Annotated in this window: 15 protein-coding genes; 4 read left to right on the top strand and 11 right to left on the bottom strand. The window is 54.9% G+C overall.

Annotation, left to right across the window (positions count from 1 at the left end):
- Nucleotides 1-40: 40 nt before the first annotated feature.
- The 3 genes from KO116_RS12350 (at nt 41) to KO116_RS12340 (ending at nt 3,132) form a co-directional block, all read left to right on the top strand.
- Nucleotides 41-799 carry a DeoR/GlpR family transcriptional regulator gene (locus KO116_RS12350; protein WP_035563623.1) on the top strand — a complete coding sequence of 253 codons (759 nt, stop codon included), beginning with the start codon at nt 41-43 and terminating at the stop codon, nt 797-799.
- A gap of 122 nt (nt 800-921) precedes the next feature.
- Nucleotides 922-2,409: a glycerol kinase GlpK gene (gene glpK / locus KO116_RS12345; protein WP_035563625.1), complete on the top strand. Its 1,488-nt coding sequence runs from the start codon at nt 922-924 to the stop codon at nt 2,407-2,409.
- A gap of 498 nt (nt 2,410-2,907) precedes the next feature.
- A complete protein-coding gene (locus KO116_RS12340; RefSeq protein WP_008956668.1) occupies nt 2,908-3,132 on the top strand; it encodes a hypothetical protein in 225 nt (74 codons plus the stop codon).
- 73 nt (nt 3,133-3,205) lie between these two features.
- Here KO116_RS12340 and KO116_RS12335 read toward each other — a convergent pair whose 3' ends face one another.
- The 11 genes from KO116_RS12335 to betI all read right to left on the bottom strand — a co-directional run bounded on the left by KO116_RS12335 (nt 3,206) and on the right by betI (nt 18,058).
- A complete protein-coding gene (locus KO116_RS12335; protein ID WP_035563628.1) occupies nt 3,206-4,849 on the bottom strand; it encodes a glycerol-3-phosphate dehydrogenase/oxidase in 1,644 nt (547 codons plus the stop codon).
- Nucleotides 4,850-5,006: 157 nt separating this feature from the next.
- Nucleotides 5,007-6,773, bottom strand: coding sequence for an ABC transporter substrate-binding protein (locus KO116_RS12330; RefSeq protein ID WP_035563631.1), 1,767 nt, complete (start codon nt 6,771-6,773; stop codon nt 5,007-5,009).
- 118 nt (nt 6,774-6,891) lie between these two features.
- Entirely contained in the window at nt 6,892-7,164 is a 273-nt protein-coding gene (locus KO116_RS12325; RefSeq protein WP_035563634.1) for a DUF2160 domain-containing protein, read from the bottom strand.
- 12 nt (nt 7,165-7,176) lie between these two features.
- Complete coding sequence (locus KO116_RS12320; RefSeq protein WP_035563637.1) at nt 7,177-8,073, bottom strand: carbohydrate ABC transporter permease; 897 nt, start codon at nt 8,071-8,073, stop codon at nt 7,177-7,179.
- A 1-nt stretch (nt 8,074) separates the two neighbouring features.
- Nucleotides 8,075-8,962 (bottom strand): carbohydrate ABC transporter permease, encoded by an 888-nt coding sequence (locus KO116_RS12315; RefSeq protein ID WP_035563641.1) that lies wholly within the window; start codon nt 8,960-8,962, stop codon nt 8,075-8,077.
- Entirely contained in the window at nt 8,955-10,055 is a 1,101-nt protein-coding gene (locus KO116_RS12310; RefSeq protein WP_035563644.1) for an ABC transporter ATP-binding protein, read from the bottom strand. The genes KO116_RS12315 and KO116_RS12310 overlap by 8 nt, the downstream gene beginning before the upstream one ends.
- Nucleotides 10,048-11,145 carry an ABC transporter ATP-binding protein gene (locus tag KO116_RS12305; RefSeq protein ID WP_035563647.1) on the bottom strand — a complete coding sequence of 366 codons (1,098 nt, stop codon included), beginning with the start codon at nt 11,143-11,145 and terminating at the stop codon, nt 10,048-10,050. The genes KO116_RS12310 and KO116_RS12305 overlap by 8 nt, the downstream gene beginning before the upstream one ends.
- Nucleotides 11,146-11,382: 237 nt before the next feature.
- A complete protein-coding gene (locus KO116_RS12300; protein ID WP_035563652.1) occupies nt 11,383-13,869 on the bottom strand; it encodes an acyl-CoA dehydrogenase in 2,487 nt (828 codons plus the stop codon).
- Nucleotides 13,870-14,099: 230 nt separating this feature from the next.
- Nucleotides 14,100-15,773: a choline dehydrogenase gene (gene betA, locus KO116_RS12295; RefSeq protein ID WP_035563655.1), complete on the bottom strand. Its 1,674-nt coding sequence runs from the start codon at nt 15,771-15,773 to the stop codon at nt 14,100-14,102.
- 170 nt (nt 15,774-15,943) lie between these two features.
- Entirely contained in the window at nt 15,944-17,413 is a 1,470-nt protein-coding gene (gene betB, locus KO116_RS12290) for a betaine-aldehyde dehydrogenase (protein WP_035563658.1), read from the bottom strand.
- A gap of 24 nt (nt 17,414-17,437) precedes the next feature.
- On the bottom strand, nt 17,438-18,058 hold the full coding sequence (gene betI, locus KO116_RS12285) for a transcriptional regulator BetI (protein WP_179915953.1): 621 nt from the start codon (nt 18,056-18,058) through the stop codon (nt 17,438-17,440).
- A 202-nt stretch (nt 18,059-18,260) separates the two neighbouring features.
- Here betI and KO116_RS12280 point away from each other — a divergent pair, with 202 nt between their 5' ends.
- The gene (locus KO116_RS12280) at nt 18,261-19,199 is read left to right on the top strand and encodes a choline ABC transporter substrate-binding protein (RefSeq protein ID WP_035563663.1); all 939 of its coding nucleotides are present in this window, start codon (nt 18,261-18,263) and stop codon (nt 19,197-19,199) included.
- The last annotated feature ends 68 nt before the right edge of the window (nt 19,200-19,267 follow it).

Genomic DNA, 19,267 nt, shown 5'->3' with positions numbered 1-19,267 from the left:
TTACGTTCAGAAACCAATAAAAATCGAACAGGCCGGGCTTATGAACCAACAATTTCGTCAGGATGCCATTGTCGAGCTAGTTCGTCAGCACGGCTACATGAGTATCGAACAGCTCACCGACCACTTTGCGGTGACACCGCAGACCATTCGGCGGGATTTGAATACCCTAGCTGATGAAGGCCGTGTGCGCCGTGTGCATGGCGGTGTAGGCATCGAATCCAGTACGGTGAATACCGCCTACAGTACGCGCAAGACGCTTCACCTGGAAGAGAAGGAGCGCATTGCCCGCTGCTTGGCGCAACACATACCCAACCACTCATCGCTGTTCATCAACATCGGTACCAGCAATGAAGTGATTGCCCACGCGTTGTTGGAGCATCAGGGTCTAGAGATCATTACTAACAACCTGAATGTGGCGGCCATTCTTCAGCATAAAGAGGATTTTACCGTGATCATCGCCGGGGGGCAGGTGCGCTCTCGCGATGGCGGTATTATCGGCGAAGCCACCATCGACTTTATCAATCAGTTCAAGGTGGATTACGGCATCATCGGCATCAGTGGCATCGATGAGGATGGCTCACTGCTGGAATTTGACTACCAGGAAGTACGTGTCGCCCAAGCGATTATTGCCAATTCGCGGCGCATCTACCTGGCGGCAGACTACTCCAAATTTCACCGTAACCCGGTGGTGCGGCAGGGCAATCTGGAGCAGTTGGATGCGCTCTTCACCGATCGCAAACCGCCGGAAGCGATCCAGCGCTTGCTGACCCAGCACGATGTAGCGCTGTATATCGCCTAGCCTGGCCGACTTTGTCGCAGTTTCATCCTTGAGCATTTCGAGCGGCTGGAGTAGCCTTAAAACATAATAAAGCGAAAGCAAGTCAACAAAATCGAAAGACAATACAACAAAGCGAACTCGATATGTCCTCTTATATACTCGCCATTGATCAGGGTACCACCAGCTCGCGCGCTATTCTCTTTGACCGCGAAGGTCAGGTGGCGGCCGTCGCTCAGCAGGAATTCACCCAGCACTTCCCTCACGACGGCTGGATCGAGCACAACCCTGAAGATATCTGGGAAACGGTGGTGGCCACCTGCCGAGAAGTGATGGCCAGGGCCGAGATTACGCCAGACCAGATTGCCGGTATCGGCATTACCAACCAGCGTGAAACCACCATCCTGTGGGATCGAAAAACCGGCAAGCCGCTCTATAATGCCATTGTCTGGCAGGATCGCCGCACTTCGGATTTGTGCCAATCGCTGCGGGATAAAGGGCATACCGAGATCGTTCAAGCCAAGACTGGCCTGCTGATCGACCCCTATTTCTCGGCGACCAAGCTTGCCTGGCTGCTGGAGAATGTCGAGAGCGCACGTGAGCGCGCCGAACGGGGGGAACTGGCCTTCGGCACCGTCGACAGCTTTCTAATCTGGCGGTTGACCGGCGGCCAGCAGCACGTCACCGATGCTACCAACGCGTCTCGCACCGCGCTGTTCAATATCCATACCCAGGAGTGGGACGACGAGCTACTGGCACTATTCGATATACCCGCCAATTTACTGCCCGAAGTGAAAGATTCCAGCGATGATTTCGGTACTACCGAGGCGCACTGGCTAGGCGCACCGCTTCCCATCGCAGGGGTAGCCGGGGACCAGCAGGCTGCGTTGGTCGGGCAGGCGTGCTTTCAGCCGGGGATGGGCAAGAGTACCTACGGTACCGGCTGCTTTATGATTGTGAACACCGGTGAGACGCCCTCGCTTTCGCGTAATCGTTTGTTGACCACGATTGGCTACCGGCTTAACGGTAAGCCGACCTATGCGATGGAAGGCAGTATTTTCGTGGCCGGGGCGACGGTGCAGTGGTTGCGCGATGGTCTGAATCTGTTTGCCGATGCATCAGAAACCGAAGCACTGGCCCAGAAGACCCGCAGTGGGCATAGCGTTTATCTGGTGCCAGCTTTTACCGGTTTAGGGGCACCGCACTGGGACCCAAAAGCACGTGGCGCGATTTTTGGTTTAACTCGCGATACCGGTATTGCTGAAATAGTCGCCGCGGGGCTCCAGGCGGTGTGCTACCAAACTCGTGACCTGCAGCACTGCATGAATGACGATATGGAGGCGCCGCCGGGCAATTTACGGGTTGACGGCGGCATGGTGAAAAACAGTTGGGTGATGCAATTTCTTGCCGATATGCTGGGTGTGCAGGTGGATCGCCCCACCATATTGGAAACCACCGCGCTGGGGGCTGCTTATTTAGCGGGTCTGCGCCTGGGCTGGTATCAAACTCTGGAAGAGATCGAACAGCTGTGGCGTTGTGAGAAGAGCTTTAGGCCCACCATGGAAGAAGCCACACGTGAGCAGCTTTACCAGGGTTGGTTGGATGCAGTGTCGAGAGTCCGCTCTACGCCTTAGATAATGACCTGAATTCAACTAATAAGGGCAGCACCCCTACTTAAGCACACTATCTATTCACTCTTTCGATTCTTTATAATGCGGCGGCCAATTAAGCCATTGGCCGCCTTTTTTCGCTTTTAGCGCCCCTCATGAAAGTCTTTAACACCATTAACGCTTATTGAGCGTTTATGTAGTCGAGTTACAACCATGCCTGCGGCCAATGACGCATTGTGAGCTTTCCTGTTGTAGCCCATAGTGAGGTCATGGATCAGGAAGGTGACTCGTTATCCCGAATCACTGAACTAATCCCTGCTACAGAACGATAGCGCTTCAGTATTACCCTAGCGCTAAAGGGCGAAGGTCTTGTAACGCTTGTGACCGTTTCGCAGTTACCGAACTGGGCACTTATCCGGCCCAGCATGAGTAGCAACGTCACCATACGTCGTTAATTAAGATGGCTGCTTTTAAACCGATTGGCGGTTAGGCAGCGGATGACCATACCATGAGGTAGTACTAATGAACTGCATCGAACTGAGCCAACAAGCCAATAGCATCGCCAGCTCCTTCAGCAAGCAAGATCTCGCCAGGTTGGTTGTGGCGCTGAAGGGTAATCGTGAGTCACTGCAACATGCGGTTGAGGTTATCGACACGGTGGATAGTCGTTCAGGCTGCACACTGGAAGAGGCCTGGGATGAAGTGCTCGCGGGAGACTCTCAACTTCGTATTGAAGATGAAGAGTAAAATAAACCAATTGCTTAAATAACCATTAGCCCCCCTTGTTCATATAAGGGGGGCTTTTTAGTTTTATAGACAATTAAGCATTGGCCATGGGTGTAAAAGGCAGTGATGTGTCCCGGTGTTGTTCGAAGTAACTGTTAAAACGCTCTTCCGCGTCGTCGCCAAATAATACCCGACAGGCTTCTTTCAGACCGTTTGAATGGCGCAACTGCTCATGGGGCACAACCAGCGAAACCTTGGCCCGTCGGCGTAGAAAGTCTTCAAGCTGGGTGATCATCTCGTGGTCACGGGCATGCTCAATCTCACAGCGGATATACTCGGTGCCCTCAATTAGAATTTCACCCTGGGCAGGATCCTGGCGGATTTTTTCCAATATCTGAATAGCCTGGTCGGCATAACGCCGCCAGAGCCGTGTGGAGAGCAGCTCAGATGAGGTCTGGGCGGTCATGGCATCCAGGTTCATGCGCTTGGCCTGATCCATAAACTGCTGCTTGACGGGGTTGGGTGGTTCGCCGTACCAGTGGAATTTAGGGTCTGTGAGGGTAACGCCCAACTGGCTGATCTCTTCGGCAATTTCATCACCCACATTCAAGCAATCGGTCAGCTTGCCGCCAAAGATACTGATATGCGCGCTTTCGGCATTGGTGTCGACTACATGCTTGCGCGATAGCTGCAGAAAGTCGCGATCGTTGCCTTGATCATCTTTGATCGCTAATGGCCGTACGCCGCAGCGGGTAGAGATAATGTCGTCCTGGCTCAATGGCTTGGCCAGGGTCAGGCGCTTGTTGATATTTTCCAGTACAAAGGCGATATCGTCAGCGGTGACTTCCACCTCAGGATGCTCCATATGGGTATCGGTAGTCCCGATGCAGGTACGGTTACCCATGGGAATGACAAAAAACAATCGGCCATCGTCAGCAAAAAACGCCAGCACCCGCTGGGAATCCGTTAATTGCGGAACGATGAGGTGAATGCCTTTGGAGTAGAGGTGGTGGTGAGTGGTTTTTTGGCCGGTCAGCTCATTATGCTGATCCACCCACGGGCCGGCCGCATTGATGAGTACCTTGGCGCGTATATCGAAGGTGCTGCCATCCATCACATTGCGTGCCTTGGTCACCCACAGGCCATCCTGGCGCTCGGCGCCGAGTGATTCGACGTAGTTGGCGGCAATCGCACCATAGTTAAGCGCTTGGCGAACAAAGTTGAAGACAAATCGAGCGTCGTTATCGTGCAGGTAGGCGTCAGAATACTCAAAACCGCCAACGGCCCCCTCAATTTCGATGATTGGCTCTTCCTGCTTGATTTTATTCGGTGAGAGCAGACGCGGCAGTTTGGTGAAGCCGTTGCCCATCAGCCAGTAAAGCCAGGTGCCCGCCCATAGGTAGCGTGGAGAGTGGCGGAAACCTTTTGAAATAGTGGTTAGGAAGCGGATTTCCTGCACCGTAGAAGGGTAACTCTTGATCAAGTGATTACGGCTTTTGCATAGTTTACGAACCAGGGCAAAATCCTTGCTTTCCATATATTTAATTCCTCCCCACACTAAGTTTGAGGAGTGCATGCTGGTGCTGCCAGCGAAGTCGCCGCGGTCAATCAATGCAACTTTTGCGCCTTTGCCAGCCAGTGCTGCTGCGGTGGCAGCGCCATTGATGCCGCCGCCGATAATCAGAGCATCAAAGGTCTCGTTAGGTAGCTTCTCAATGTTTCTATTTCGCAGTTTCATAGCGGATCCAATTAACCAATCAATAGCCCGGTTGCAGTGGGTGTTCTGTCTTTTGCTCTGGCATACCGCCAATGAAACCCTTGGCAGGGCGGGCGACTGCCCGCCCTGCAAGCTTTGACGCGTAGTTTTTCCTAAACTCAACTGATATTAAGCTTAGTTACTCTTGGCGCGTACCGGCGGCCATCCAGGCTTCCATCATTTCATCGTAAGGAACGGTGGTGCCTTGCGGCATTTCGTTATCCAGCTTGGCTTTCGGGGCGCCTTCCTGATCCAGCCAGACCTGTGGATCCTGCTCTTCGTTAAGTACAGGTGCGTAGCTGTCGAAGACGTTAGCGCGGGCCAAACGGTTCATGGTGCTGCCCAGATCTGCCGCTAGCTTGTCGAGACCTTCCTGGGGTGTGACTTCACCACTCATGACCGGTGCAAGGTTCTGCCACCACAGCGGTGCCATGCGCGGATAGTCAGGTACGTTGGTACCGGTAGGCGTCCAGTTCGACTCGTTGGGGCTGCGGTAAAACTCAACTAAGCCGCCCAGCTTCGGCGCCATCTCGGTCATCTGCTCAGAGAAGATGTCAGACTCACGAATCGGCGTTAAACCGTGCATGAGTTTTTCCAGCGAGGTAGTTTTCGCCACAGTGAACTGGGCAAATAGCCAAGCGGCGGTGCGGCGGTCTTCCGGTGTTGAGTCGAAGAACGTCCATGCGCCCACGTCCTGGTAGCCAACTTTCATACCTTCTTCCCAGTAAGGGCCGGTGGGGGAAGGAGCCATGCGCCACAGCGGATTACCTTCATCATCGGTCACGGCAACCGAGGGGTCGGTCATGTCAGCTGTGAACGCGGTGTACCAGAAGATTTGCTGGGCAATATGGCCTTGCGCGGGCACGGGGCCTGCTTCACCAAAGGTCATGCCCTGCGCTTCTTCAGGTGCGTAGTCGCGTAGCCAATCGACGGCTTTCTGCATCGCAAACACGGAGGCCGGCGAGTTGGTAGCACCGCCACGGCTAACGCTGGCGCCTACCGGCTGGCTATCTTCATTGACGCGGATACCCCAGTCATCCACTGGGTTACCGAAGGGAACCCCTTGGCTGCCCATGCCCGCCATGGAGAGCCAGGAGTCGTGGAAACGCCAACCTAGTGACGGATCACGACGACCGTAATCCATGTGACCGTAAATCTTGGTGCCGTCTATCTCACCCACGTCCTCGGTGAAGAACTTGGCGATATCTTCGTAAGCGGTCCAGTTGGTCGGTACGCCGAGCTCGTAGCCGTAGATTTCCTTAAACTGGGCCATCAGGTCGGGGTCGGTGAACCAGTCATGGCGGAACCAGTAGAGGTTGGCGAACTGCTGGGTCGGGAGCTGGTAGATGCTGCCATCTGGGCCGGTACCATATTGCAGGCCGATGAAGTCATCCAGGTCCAGCGTGGGCAGGGTGTAGTCGGCCCACTCGTTCTCCATCGCTTCAGAGAGGTTGATGGTGGTGCCATAGCGGATATGCGTGCCAATGGAGTCGGTATCATTGACGAAGCCGTCATAGATGCTGTTGCCCGACTGCATCTGGTTCTGCATGGTATCTACGACATCGCCTTCACCAATGATGTTGTGGGTCAGATTGATACCGGTCAGCTCACTAAAGGCTTCCGCTAACACTTCGCTTTCATAAACGTGAGTAGTGAGGCCTTCCGCCACGGTTTGAATGTCCATGTCACGGAAAGGCTCGGCAGCCTTGGCAAACCACATCAGCTCTTCGATCTGCTCTTCGCGGCTTAGCGTTGAGTTTTGGAAGTGCTCATCGACCAAGCGTTCAGCGATGGCGCGGGTATCCTCTTCCTGCGCTGACAGCGTGCCCGATGCCAGCAGCAAACTGGCGGCGAGGGTTGTCAGTTTGAACTTAGTCCGTTTGGATTTATTGTCGTGCTTTTGCATGGTGACCTCGTTTTGTTGTGTTCTTCCTTGATGGCTTGGCCGTCCTTGATACCGAATAAACGCTGAATTGCTTTTTCAACAACTTGTTAAGGGCTATCTCAAGAAGCTGTCTCAAGGGCTAGCCCCAGCGCATTAAAACCAGTAGCCATACGGCTGATACTGCTAGTGCAATCCAAATAGATAGTGAGGTGAAACCGATCACTCCCAGGTGGATAAAGGCCGCCGAGAGCAGGCCGATAAATAGCCGGTCTCCGCGAGTGGTGGCAATGGGTAAAAACCCTTTGCGCTCTATGGTGGGCGACAAAATCTCCCAGATTGTCATCCCCGCCAACATGGCAGCGATCGATGAAAAGAATATGGCGGTGGGTACTGTCCATACCATCCAAGACATAGCGAGATCTCCTCAGGTACGGCCCAGGGCAAAGCCCTTGGCAATATGGTTACGGACGAAATAGACCACCAGAATGCCGGGAATAATGGTCAGTACACCGGCGGCGGCCAGGGTGCCCCAGTCAATTCCCGATGCTGTCGAGGTGCGCGTCATGATCATGCCGATGGGCTGGGCGTCGGTGGCGGTCAATGTCCGGGCCAGCAGCAGTTCTACCCAAGAGAACATGAACAGGAAGAACAGCGTGACGCCAATGCCGGAGCGGATCATGGGGATAAAGATCTTGACGAAAAAGCGTGGAAAGCTATAGCCGTCGATATAAGCGGTTTCGTCGATCTCTTTAGGCACGCTGCTCATAAAGCCTTCCAAAATCCAGATGGCCAGCGGGATGTTGAACAGGCAGTGAGCCAGCGCGACAGCAATATGGGTGTCGAACAGACCAACTGAGTAGTAGAGCTGGAAGTAGGGCAGCAGGAAGACGGCGGGGGGAGCCATCAAGTTGGTCAGCAGCCAGAAGAACAGGTGCTTGTCGCCAATAAAGGTGTAGCGGCTAAAGGCGTAGGCGGCGGGTAGCGCGACGCAGATGGTGATGAGCATATTCATCGCCACATAGAGCATCGAGTTGACGTAGCCCATGTACCAGCTTGAATTGGTGAAGATGCCGATGTAGTTATCAAAGGTAAGGTTTTGGGGCCACAGTGTCATGGAGCCCAGAATTTCGCTGTTGGTCTGCAGCGACATGTTGATTAGCCAATAAATGGGCAGGATCATCAGCGCCAGATAAAGGCCAAGCAGGATACGCGAGCGCCAGTGCGCGCGGGCAGTGCGGTTCCGCCGCTTGGCCGGTGAAACCTTGCTAAAAATGCTGTTGTACTTTTCACCGCGCTGGGTGTTTTCGAGTTGATAGCTCATGTTAGGTACCTCCATGCGGCGATTTGTCTTTCTGCATATTCATAATGGTGGTGTAGAACACCCAGCTCACCAGCAGAATGACCAGGAAATAGATCAGCGAGAACGCTGCAGAAGGTCCTAAATCCTGTTGGCCGACCGCCATCGTGGTTAGCGATTGGCTTAAGAAGGTGGTGGCGCTGCCCGGCCCGCCGCCTGTCAGTACAAAGGGTTCGGCGTAGATCATAAAGGAGTGCATAAAGCGCAGCAGCACAGCGATTACCAGCACGTTGGTTAGCTTGGGTAGCTGGATATAGCGGAACACGGCCCATTTTGAGGCACGGTCAATACGCGCTGCCTGATAATAGGCTTCGGGAATCGAACGTAGGCCGCTATAGCACAGCATGGCCACCAGCGGGGTCCAGTGCCATACGTCCATCAGAATGATCGTTACCCAGGCGTCGCCGGCATTGCGGGTGATGTTGTATTCGACGCCTAACTCGCGCAGGCCCCAACCCATCAAGCCAATATCGCCACGAGTAAATATTTGCCAAATACTGCCCACCACGTTCCAAGGAATCAGTAGCGGCAAGGTGATCAGGATCAGCACTGCCGAGGCTTGCCAACCGCGTTTGGGCATAATCAGCGCGATGCCAATCCCAAGGGGGATCTGAATGGCAAGAATAATCAGCGAAAATGAAATCTGGCGCAGAAACGCTGCTTGCAGCGCGTCATCGTTGAGCATGCTTTTAAACCACTCGGTGCCGGTGAAGAAGCTCGCATTCGGACCAAGCACGTCCTGCACCGAGTAGTTGACCACGGTCATCAATGGAATGATGGCGGAGAACGCCACCAGCAACAGCATGGGTAACACCAGTAGCCAGGCTCTGTTATTGGGTACTTTGTTATTCATGGCCAGCCTCCACCAGATATTCATCGATATATAGCGCCACATGGGCGGCGTCGAAGTGCGCAAACGCCGCTTCACTCACTGGTGAGTGTCCTTCAGGCAGGCGGGCTTTAAAGGTTTGCTCGTTGAGCTTGAAAGTCAGCAGGGAGTAGGTGCCCAGGTCTTGCACGCTAATTACTTGAATCGGCACGCTGTTGGCTGAAGAGCTTGAGGAAATCGCAATAAACTCAGGGCGAATACCTAGCTTGATATTGGCTGAGCTAGCGTTGGCGACGGCGTGCTTCATGTGCTCGCTAACCGGTAGCGGCTGTGCGCCGAACATCACTTGTCCGTCACGGTGTTCCACGGCCATAAAGTTCATGCCGGGGCTACCAATAAAGTAACCCACAAAGGTATGTGCGGGGCGCTCGAACAGCTCTCTCGGCGTACCGAATTGCACCACCTGACCCTCATACATCACGGCAATTTTATCCGCGAAGGTCGAGGCCTCGAGCTGATCGTGGGTCACGTAGATCATGGTGATGTTAAAGCGCTCGTGAATCTCTTTGAGCTTGCGGCGCAGTTTCCACTTTAGCTGCGGGTCGATCACGGTGAGCGGTTCATCAAACAGGATGGCCGTGACGTCGTCACGTACCAGTCCACGGCCCATGGAAACTTTCTGCTTCTCGTCGGCGGTTAGGTTCTTGGCTTTACGATCCAACAGTGGCGTCAACTCAAGAATGTCGGCGACTTCGAGTACCTTGGGTTTTACCCGGTACTCGGGGGTATTCATATTGCGCAGGGGAAAGGCGAGATTGTCGAACACCGTCATGGTGTCGTAGATCACGGGGAACTGAAAAACCTGGGCAATATTGCGCTCTTCAGGGGGTAGCTCATTGACTCGCTGGCCGTCGAAAAGCACGTCGCCCTCTGAAGGTTCAAGCAGGCCCGAAATAATATTGAGTAGCGTCGATTTACCGCAGCCCGATGGGCCCAGCAGCGCATAGGCGCCACCCTGGTGCCAGACGTGATCCATCTGCCGGATGGCGTAATCCGCCGCGCCCTTGGGCGTTTTTTCGTAGGAGTGCGCCAAGCCTTTTAGTGTGATCTCAGCCATGGGCAGCTCCTCCCTGACGCGCAGGAATATGGACCGTGTGGCCCTGCTTGTCGAAGGCGTAAAGTTGATGGGTGGGGAAGTAGACTTTCAGGGGTTCATTAACACTAAACTGGTGAATGCCCGCTAGGTGCAGCACTAAGGGGAAACGTTCGTGGTGAACATGTAGGAAGGTTTCTGAGCCGCTGATTTCCGCTACATCCACATGGACGTCCAGCGCCAGGTCATCGGCGCGTTGTGGCTGCAGGGTGAGGTGCGAAGCGCGGACACCAAAGTCGTAATCACCCGGTTCAAGGCGCTTTAGCTTGTCGTCACAGGGAAAGTGTAACGTTTGGTCAAAAGTGATTTCGCTGTCGGTCAATTGGCCGGGGACGATATTGATCGGGGGTTCAGAGAACATTTCTGCGCTAAAGCGACCATTCGGTTCGCGATAGACCTGCTCGGTAGGGCCGTATTGAAGAAGCTTACCCTCATGCAGCACCGCTGTGTTACCGCCCAGCGCTAACGCTTCATTGGGTTCGGTGGTGGCATACACCGCAATGCAGTTACGCGCTTTGAACAGATCGCGCAATTCATCGCGTAGTTCTTCACGCAGTTTATAATCCAGGTTGACCAGCGGCTCATCAAACAGAATTAACTCAGCATCCTTCACCAGTGCCCGGCCCATGGCGGTACGCTGCTGTTGGCCGCCGGAGAGTTCCTGTGGGTAGCGTTTGAGCAGGTGTTCGATATGCAGCATTTCAGCAATTTCGCCAACCCGCTTATCAATTTCGCTTTTAGGCTGTTTGGCCAGCTTAAGCGGTGAGGCAATGTTGTCGTAAACAGTCAGGCTGGGGTAGTTGATAAACTGCTGGTACACCATGGAGACATTGCGTTTTCGCACGGAAACATTCGTTACATCTTTGCCGTCCATGATGATTTTGCCCCGGGTGGGCGGTTCAAGCCCTGCCATTAGGCGCATCAGCGTGGTTTTCCCGGCGAGCGTTCGCCCAAGCAGCACGTTGAAGGAGCCTGGCTCAAGGGCTAGATCAACGCCACTGATATGCGGCACACCGTTAACGATGTGATCGATATTTTGCAAATGTAAGGACATGCCGATCTCGCTAGCGTCATTGTTATTGGAAATAGCGGTTGGAGAGTGCTATTTAAATGCGACTTGTTAGGGCTAATCGCTTTCGTTTACGAAAGGCTAGTTGATCGTTTGCGAACTTGCAACGCGTTTTTGATCCATCGGACTACGCATTTAGGCGTAGAAAGTGAACACAAAAAAGCCGACTCCTGCATGCCAGGAGTCGGCTTTCTTTACAGGTAATGCTTTGAAAAAGAGGTATTACTTAACGTTTTCCTCGGCCTGCTTTGGCGCTGGCGCAGGTTTTTCGTTGTGATCGATCAAGGTGGACTTATTCTTGGCAAAGGCATCGTAGGTGAAATCGTCCACGGTCAGCATTTCCAGAACTTCGGCCTCAAAGGTGCGCATGAACTCCGCATCCTCGGCACTGATCAGGCCTTTTTCCAGGCCAGCCTCAACGCGTGCTTCAGGGTGCAGTGCTGTTTGCGGTAGCTCGCCTTTGGCATAGGCTTTGTTCACCGTGCGGTAAAGCGCCTCAGCGCGATCGTAATCGATCAGCAGGGCGTTGTAGCGCGCCAGCGGGTTACGCTGTTCACCGTCATCCGTGTCCCATGTGTTTTCCAAAAGCTTGGTACGTAGGGCACTGTGAGTGGATACACGCCTGGCAATGTCGCGAGCCAAGTCATCGTGAGGTTTATTCCAGCGGCGGCCGGTCGGCATCACCACAGCATTAAGCGTTTTGCCTAGCGCGCGGTTAGGTAGATTGTCGAAAATCTCCACAAACGCCTGTTCGGCACGCTGCAGCAGGAAACGACAGCTGTAATGCAGTAGTGCTTCCTCACCTTCTACTTTACTGCCCGCTTGCCACTGCTTGAGCACCATCGAAGTTAGGTAAAGATTAGACAGCACATCTCCCAGCCGCGCAGAGATCATTTCGCGTTTCTTGAGCGCTGAACCCAGGCTTGCCATGGCGGCGTCGGCGCACAGGCCAAAGCCAGCGGAGAGACGGGCAATATCCTGAGCATAGACGGTGGCGGGGCCATCGAAGGGCACGCTGGCTTTGCCGATGCCAAAGCCCAAAGTAAAGGCGCGGGCCGCGTTACCAAAGATCAAGCCCGCATGACCAAAGAAGGCTTTATCAAACGCCTGCATATCATTGGCGTCTTTCGCCGCCAGCTCGTCCAGCACGTAGGGATGGCAGCGGATAGCACCCTGACCAAAGATCATCAGGTTGCGGGTCATGATGTTGGCGCCTTCCACGGTAATCGCCACTGGGTTGGCGCTGTAGCCGATACCGAGGTAGTTACGTGGGCCAAGGGTCACCGCCTTGCCGCCGTGTACGTCCATGGCGTCGCTAAGCAGCACGCGCTGGAACTCGGTCAGCTGGCTTTTCAGGATGGCCGAGGGCACCGCAGGCTTTTCGCCATGGTCGATCATGTTGGCAGTTTGATACACGGTGGCCTGGGAGATATAGGCAAGCGCCGCCATGCGAGCGAGGGGCTCTTGTACCCCTTCCATTTCGGCCACCGGTACGTTGAACTGGCGACGAACGCGGGTGAAACCGCCGCTCCAGCCTAGGGCGTAGCGTGCGGTGCCGGTCGCGCCTGAGGGTAGTGTGATGCAGCGACCAATAGACAGGCACTCCACCAGCATCCGCCAGCCTTGGCCGATCATGTCCGGGCCACCAATAATGGTATCCAGCGGTACAAAGACATCTTTACCGATAATCGGGCCGTTCATAAACGGGCTGCCGATGGGGTGGTGACGACGACCGATTTCCATGCCATCGGTATCGCGGGGAATTAACGCCAGCGTAATGCCGCGATCTTCTTCGTCACCGAGCAGCTTTTCCGGGTCAAACAGACGGAAGGCAAGACCAACGACTGTGGCGATGGGCGCCAGCGTGATCCAGCGTTTTTCAAAGTTAAGGCGCAGGCCAAGCACTTCTTCGCCATTGATAGTCTGTTTGCAGACTACGCCAGTATCAGGCAGCGAGGTGGCATCGGAACCTGCGCGCGGGCCGGTGAGGCCAAAGCAGGGGATTTCACGGCCATCGGACAAGCGCGGCAGGTAGTGATCTTTCTGCTCTTGGGTACCGTATTTAAGCAGCAACTCGCCAGGGCCGAGGGAATTGGGCACACCTACGGTGACCATCAGGGTTTCGTTGGCAGAGAGCTTCTGCAGCACCATGGACTGCGCTTTGGCCGAGAAGCCAAGGCCGCCGTACTCCTTCGGAATAATCATGCCGAAGAAGCCCTCTTTTTTCAGGTAGTCCCACAGCTGCTGGGGCAGGTCGGCGCGCTCTTGGGCGATATCCCAGGCGTTGCACATACCCGCGGCTTTGGCGCACTGATTATCCAGAAAGGCTTGTTCATCGTCGCGCAGGCCATCATCTTTGAAGGCGAGCAGCTTTTCCCACTGGGGTTTGCCTGAAAATAGCTCGCCGTCCCAAGAGACGCTGCCTGCTTCCAGAGCCGTGCGCTCGGTGGCGGACACTTTGGGGGCGACTTTCTTAAAGGTGGCGAATAGGCGTGGAGTAAGCCACTTGCGACGCAGCGTGGGCAGGCCTGCCACGGCTACTGCCGCAGCGCCAAGAAGCAGCAGGCCACCAATGATTTCCGCGTCAAACAGTAGGCCAACAAGGCCTAATACGCCAAGTACAGCTAGCGCCGCGGGGGCGCCTGCTTCGCGACGCATGACCACGAGCAAGCCGACAATGGCGAGCACGATCAGAAGTAGGGTGAGCATAGGTTATCTCTCTTTTTGCTGGCCACTGTTGCAGGCCGACTGTTGTTAATAAAACGCGAGTAACATGGTTGTTGAGATATTGAGTCGAACACTTGTTTGAATATTGGCAGATGGGGGCTATCACACGCAAGTTTTTAGGCACGTTTGGCGCAGCTTGTTCCTTTAACGTAGCCAAAAAAAACGCCATGGCGGCAAGCCATAGCGTTTGGAGTGGTAAACAGGCTAAATGTTCAAGCGCGTTTGGCCGGTGCACCGTTTGCCACATAGTAGTCAACGCTGGCGCGGGGGAGCGGCTCGTGCCCCTTAATACGGTCGGCGATTTTCTCCGCCAGCATGATGGTGGGCGCATTCAAGTTACCGGTAGGAATCACCGGAAAGAGGGAGGCATCGACCACGCGCAGACCTTCAATCCCATGCACGCGCCCTTGGCCATCGGTGACCGCCATCTCTCCTTCGCCCATTCGGCAACTGCCACACGGGTGGTAAGCGGTTTCTGCGTGCTGTTTAACAAAAGCATCTAGCTCAGCGTCCGTCTGAACGTTCGGACCAGGCGCTATCTCACGCCCTCGGTATTTATCAAACGCAGGCTGGGCGACGATGTCACGGGTGAGGCGGATCGCATCACGGAACTCTTGCCAATCTTTTTCTTTGGCCATGTAGTTGAACAGAATGCTGGGTGCCGCGTGTGGATCCGTTGACGTCAGGCGGATACGACCGCGACTTTCTGAGCGCATCGAGCCAACATGGGCTTGGAAACCATGTGCTTCTACCGCGCTTTTGCCGTTATAGCTGATAGCGATGGGCAGAAAGTGGTACTGAAGATTGGGCCACTCCTCTTCATCACTGCTGCGGATAAAGCCACAGGATTCAAACTGGTTGCTGGCGCCCACGCCGGTGCCATTGAATAGCCATTCGGCGCCAATCTTAGGCTGGTTGTACCACTTTAGCGCTGGATAGAGCGAGATAGGTTCTTTGCATTCGTATTGAATGTACATTTCCAGGTGATCCTGGAGATTTTCACCCACGCCGGGCAGGGCATGAACCGTCTCGATATTCAGTTCGTTCAGCAGTTCCGGGTTGCCAATACCTGAACGCTGCAAAATCTGCGGCGAGGCGATGGCGCCGCCACACAGAATTACTTCGCGGCGTACATAGGCCTGCTGTTTTTCACCTTTCTGCTCATAGCGAACGCCCACCGCACGCTTGCCTTCAAACTCGATCACATCGGTAACGGCATGGGTTTCGATGGTCAGGTTATGGCGCTTTTTGGCGGTATCCAGGTAGCCCCGGGCCGTGGATGCGCGGCGGCCTTTGGGCGTGACGAAACGGTCCATGGGGCCGAATCCCTCTTGCTGGTAGCCGTTGACGTCTTCAGTCTCTGGGTAGCCTGCCTGTTTACCGGCTTCAATAAAGGTGCGATAGAGCGGGTTGTTGGTGGGCTTTGGCGTGGTCACGCTCACCGGTCCATCGCCGCCGTGATAGCTGTTGGGCCCAATGTCGCGGGTTTCGCACTTTTTGAAGTAAGGCAGGCAGCTCAGGTAGTCCCAATCTTCGAGACCGGGTTGTTTGGCCCAGTTGTCGTAATCAAGCGCATTGCCGCGGATATAGCACATGCCGTTAATCAGCGAGGAGCCGCCCAGGCCTTTGCCGCGGCCACATTCCATACGGCGGCCGTCCATATAGGGTTCGGGGTCGGTTTCGAAAGCCCAGTTATAGCGCTTACCCTGAAGCGGGAAGGCAAGGGCGGCCGGCATTTGAGTGCGGAAATCGAAGCGGTAGTCCGGCCCACCCGCTTCTAGCAGCAGTACGCTGACGTTGCTGTCTTCGGTGAGGCGAGTGGCGAGCACGTTGCCCGCCGAGCCTGCACCGATAATGATGTAATCAAATTCGCGTGGTTGAGACATGGTGAGTTACCGAGGCTGAAGATGGGGCTGGGCTTCCTGGCGGTAGCTTTACGCGAGGGCGCTGTGAACCCATCCCTGGGCGCTACTTTTCCCATCCCTGGGAAAAGACCCTCGCTACAAGCCACCCCCAGCGCCCTGGTCAGTTATTGCGCGGAAAGTAGCACTTTGATTTAAAACACTGACTCAAATGGCCCCATCTCGATTTGAACTGACTTGGTTTGGGTATAGTGATTAAGCGTCTCGATACCGTTCTCACGACCAATGCCAGATTCTTTATAGCCGCCAACGGGCATTTCGGAGGGTGACTCGCCCCAGGTGTTGATCCAGCAGATACCCGCTTCCAGCTGGTGAATCACACGGTGGGCGCGGTTCAAGCTTTCGCTGAAGACACCAGCGGCAAGGCCGTAGGTGGTGTCATTGGCGCGACGAATGACTTCTGCTTCGTCATCAAAGGCGAGTACCGACATTACTGGGCCGAAGATCTCTTCGCGCACAATGCGCATTTCGTCGGTGCAGTCGGTGAAGATCGTCGGTGCCGCCCAGGCACCATTGGCAAAGCTGCCGGTATTCCACTCGTCGCCACCCACGAGCAGGCGAGCGCCTTGCTCCTTGCCCAGAGCAATATACGAAAGCACTTTCTCTTGATGTTCAAAGCTAACCAGCGGGCCAAAGTTGACGCTGGGATCCATCGGGTCGCCTGCTTTGATACGCTTGACGCGCTCTACCAGCTTGGCTTCAAAGACCTCTTTAACGCTGCGTTCAACAAATACCCGCGTGCCGTTAGTGCAGATTTGGCCGCTGGAGTAAAAGTTGGCCATCATGGCGGCGTCTGCAGCGCGATCAAGGTCGGCATCTGCAAAAACTAGTAGCGGCGATTTGCCGCCTAGTTCCATGGTGACGTCTTTTAGCGTCGAGCTAGCGGCGGCGGCCATGACTTTTTTGCCGGTGCCCGCTTCGCCGGTGAACGAGACTTTGGCGATACCAGTATGCTCAGTGAGCATGGCGCCTACACGGCCATCGCCCTGTACCACGTTAAAGACGCCATTAGGCAGGCCGGCTTCTGTGAAGATTTCCGCCAGTTTCATCACGGTTAGCGGGGTCACTTCGCTGGGCTTGAATACCACTGCGTTGCCTGCCGCAAGCGCCGGTGCGGCTTTCCAGCAAGCAATTTGGATCGGGTAGTTCCAGGCGCCAATGGCGCCAATGACACCCAGCGGTTCGCGGCGGGTGTACACAAAAGAGCTATCACGCAGAGGGATCTGGCTGCCTTGAATAGCAGGCGCCAAGCCAGCGTAGTACTCCAGCGCATCTGCGCCGGTAACAATATCGACACTGGCGGTTTCGCTGATCGGCTTACCGGTGTTGCGGGTTTCCAGCTCAGCAAGTTCATCATTGCGTTCTCTTAGCAGCGCGACGGCGCGCAGCAGAATACGCGAGCGCTCCATGCCAGTCATCGCGGCCCACTCGCGCTGGCCTCGCTGGGCAGCGGCGACCGCGGTGTCGACATCAGTTTGGCTAGCTTGGCCGATAGTGGCCAGCAGGCTGCCATCAAACGGGTTGGTAACGGTAAAAGTATCGCCTGAGGTGGAGGCTACCTGGCGACCATCAATATAAAGAGGCTGTACGTCTTGAGCGGCCATGTCGGTCTCCTTGAATATAAAAAATTAACTGTTCGTGTGGGATGCAGGCGTTGTACATCCATAATGAGCAAAAAGCTGATCGAGATAAGTGTGCGCAAGAAGGCGGGCTTCGTCAGCATCTAATCCTTCTGGGGTAAGGGCGCCACGTAGCCACAGACCGTCGATCATGGCAGCCAAACCACGCGCTGCGTTGCGGGCTTCTGCGCGGGCCATTACACGTCGAAACTGGTGACATAAGTTGCTGTAAAGACGACGATCATTGACGTTTTGCAACCGCTGTAGCATGGGTTTATGCATGCTGCTGGCCCAGAACGCTAACCACGTTTTAGCGGCGGGGCCGGTGACCTGGGTGCGGTCAAAGTTACCCTCAATAATGGCGCCAATATGAGCACGGGGAGAGTCGTCTTCCAACGCATGTCGGCGCACCGCAACGGCCCCGGTCAGGTCGGTCAGGATTTGCCGCATTGTCGCTTCCAACAAGCCATCTTTACCGCCAAAGTAGTGACTGATAATGCCCGCTGAAACACCCGCATGACGTGCAATGCGCATGACGGTCGTTTCGGCCAGGCCGACTTCATCAATGGCTGCCATGGTTGCGGTAATTAACTGCTGGCGGCGTATCGGTTCCATTCCCACCTTTGGCACAGCGCTCTCCTAATTCGTTGAATGCCTAGCAGGGCCACTGCTTGAAACCCAGGCGTAGACATGATTACCTAACCATGATGGCATTTTTTTATTGAACGTTCAATCAATAAAAGGCGCCGACGATTTCTATGCACTGCGACCACGGCAGCAACTGAGTGTTCGTATCTATGTAATTAGCAATAAGCTTATAAAGGGGGCAACGATGATGAACAGAACTTCTTCACGCTACGTAGGTGCTTTATTGTTGGCAGCGGGTCTGCCAACGGCGGCTTTTGCAAACGAGTGCAGCAGTGTGCGCTTTGCCGAAGTGGGTTGGACGGATATTACCGCCACCACTGCGCTCGCCAGCGAAGTCCTCGAAGGGCTTGGCTATGAACCAAGCGTGGATACGGTTTCCGTGCCGATCGCCTACGCAGGCATGCGCAACAATGATTTTGATGTCTTCCTGGGTAACTGGATGCCTTCGATGGCTTCTATCAGCGACCCCTATATCGAGCGTGGCGAGGTTGAGCGCCTGGTGGCTAACCTGGAAGGGGCGAAGTACACCCTCGCGGTGCCCCAGTATGTTTACGATGCCGGTGTGACATCGGTTAACGATCTGGCAGAGCATGCCGACCAGTTTGATCGCAGCTTGCATGGTATCGAGGCGGGTAACGACGGCAACGAGATGATCGAGCAGATGATCGATGATGACGCTTATGGCCTTGGCGATTGGCAGGTAATCGATTCCAGCGAAGCGGGAATGCTGGCTGAGCTAAGTGCCCGAGTACCCAACGAGCAGTGGATGGTGTTTTTAGGCTGGGAGCCGCACCCCATGAATTCCAACTTCGAGATGGCCTACCTATCTGATGCCGATGACTATTTTGGCCCAGATTTAGGCGGTGCGACGGTGCACACCAATACCCGTGCGGGCTTTGTGGAGGAGTGCCCCAATGTGGGAACGCTATTGCGCAACATGACGTTTACCCTGGAAATGGAAAACCAACTAATGAGCGCGATCATGGATGATGGCGAAGACCCTCGTGATGCCGCGCGTGATTACTTGAAGGCCAATGATGGCGTGCTTGACGAGTGGTTAGACGGCGTGACCACACGCAACGGCGAGCCTGGTGCTGAAGCCGTGCGTACTGCTATTCAATAAGTCAATTTCGATACGCTTTGTTAACTAGCAGGGCAAGCCGGAATCCGGCTTGCCTTTCATCGTTAAGA

The organism is Halomonas sp. KO116 (genome assembly GCF_000734975.2).
GTDB lineage: Bacteria > Pseudomonadota > Gammaproteobacteria > Pseudomonadales > Halomonadaceae > Vreelandella > Vreelandella glaciei.
The sequence above is the reverse complement of the archived record's forward strand: the minus strand, read 5'-3'. Positions and strand labels throughout refer to the sequence as shown.

Coding starts and splice junctions, on each gene's coding strand:
- KO116_RS12305 (WP_035563647.1), bottom strand. CDS start 11,145: ATGTCCTTACATTTGCAAAATATCGATCACATCGTTAACGGTGTGCCG.
- KO116_RS12300 (WP_035563652.1), bottom strand. CDS start 13,869: ATGCTCACCCTACTTCTGATCGTGCTCGCCATTGTCGGCTTGCTCGTG.
- betB (WP_035563658.1), bottom strand. CDS start 17,413: ATGGCCGCTCAAGACGTACAGCCTCTTTATATTGATGGTCGCCAGGTA.
- KO116_RS12335 (WP_035563628.1), bottom strand. CDS start 4,849: ATGAAACTGCGAAATAGAAACATTGAGAAGCTACCTAACGAGACCTTT.
- KO116_RS12325 (WP_035563634.1), bottom strand. CDS start 7,164: ATGTCTTGGATGGTATGGACAGTACCCACCGCCATATTCTTTTCATCG.
- KO116_RS12320 (WP_035563637.1), bottom strand. CDS start 8,073: ATGAGCTATCAACTCGAAAACACCCAGCGCGGTGAAAAGTACAACAGC.
- KO116_RS12315 (WP_035563641.1), bottom strand. CDS start 8,962: ATGAATAACAAAGTACCCAATAACAGAGCCTGGCTACTGGTGTTACCC.
- KO116_RS12330 (WP_035563631.1), bottom strand. CDS start 6,773: ATGCAAAAGCACGACAATAAATCCAAACGGACTAAGTTCAAACTGACA.
- glpK (WP_035563625.1), top strand. CDS start 922: ATGTCCTCTTATATACTCGCCATTGATCAGGGTACCACCAGCTCGCGC.
- KO116_RS12310 (WP_035563644.1), bottom strand. CDS start 10,055: ATGGCTGAGATCACACTAAAAGGCTTGGCGCACTCCTACGAAAAAACG.
- KO116_RS12280 (WP_035563663.1), top strand. CDS start 18,261: ATGATGAACAGAACTTCTTCACGCTACGTAGGTGCTTTATTGTTGGCA.
- KO116_RS12340 (WP_008956668.1), top strand. CDS start 2,908: ATGAACTGCATCGAACTGAGCCAACAAGCCAATAGCATCGCCAGCTCC.
- betA (WP_035563655.1), bottom strand. CDS start 15,773: ATGTCTCAACCACGCGAATTTGATTACATCATTATCGGTGCAGGCTCG.
- KO116_RS12350 (WP_035563623.1), top strand. CDS start 41: ATGAACCAACAATTTCGTCAGGATGCCATTGTCGAGCTAGTTCGTCAG.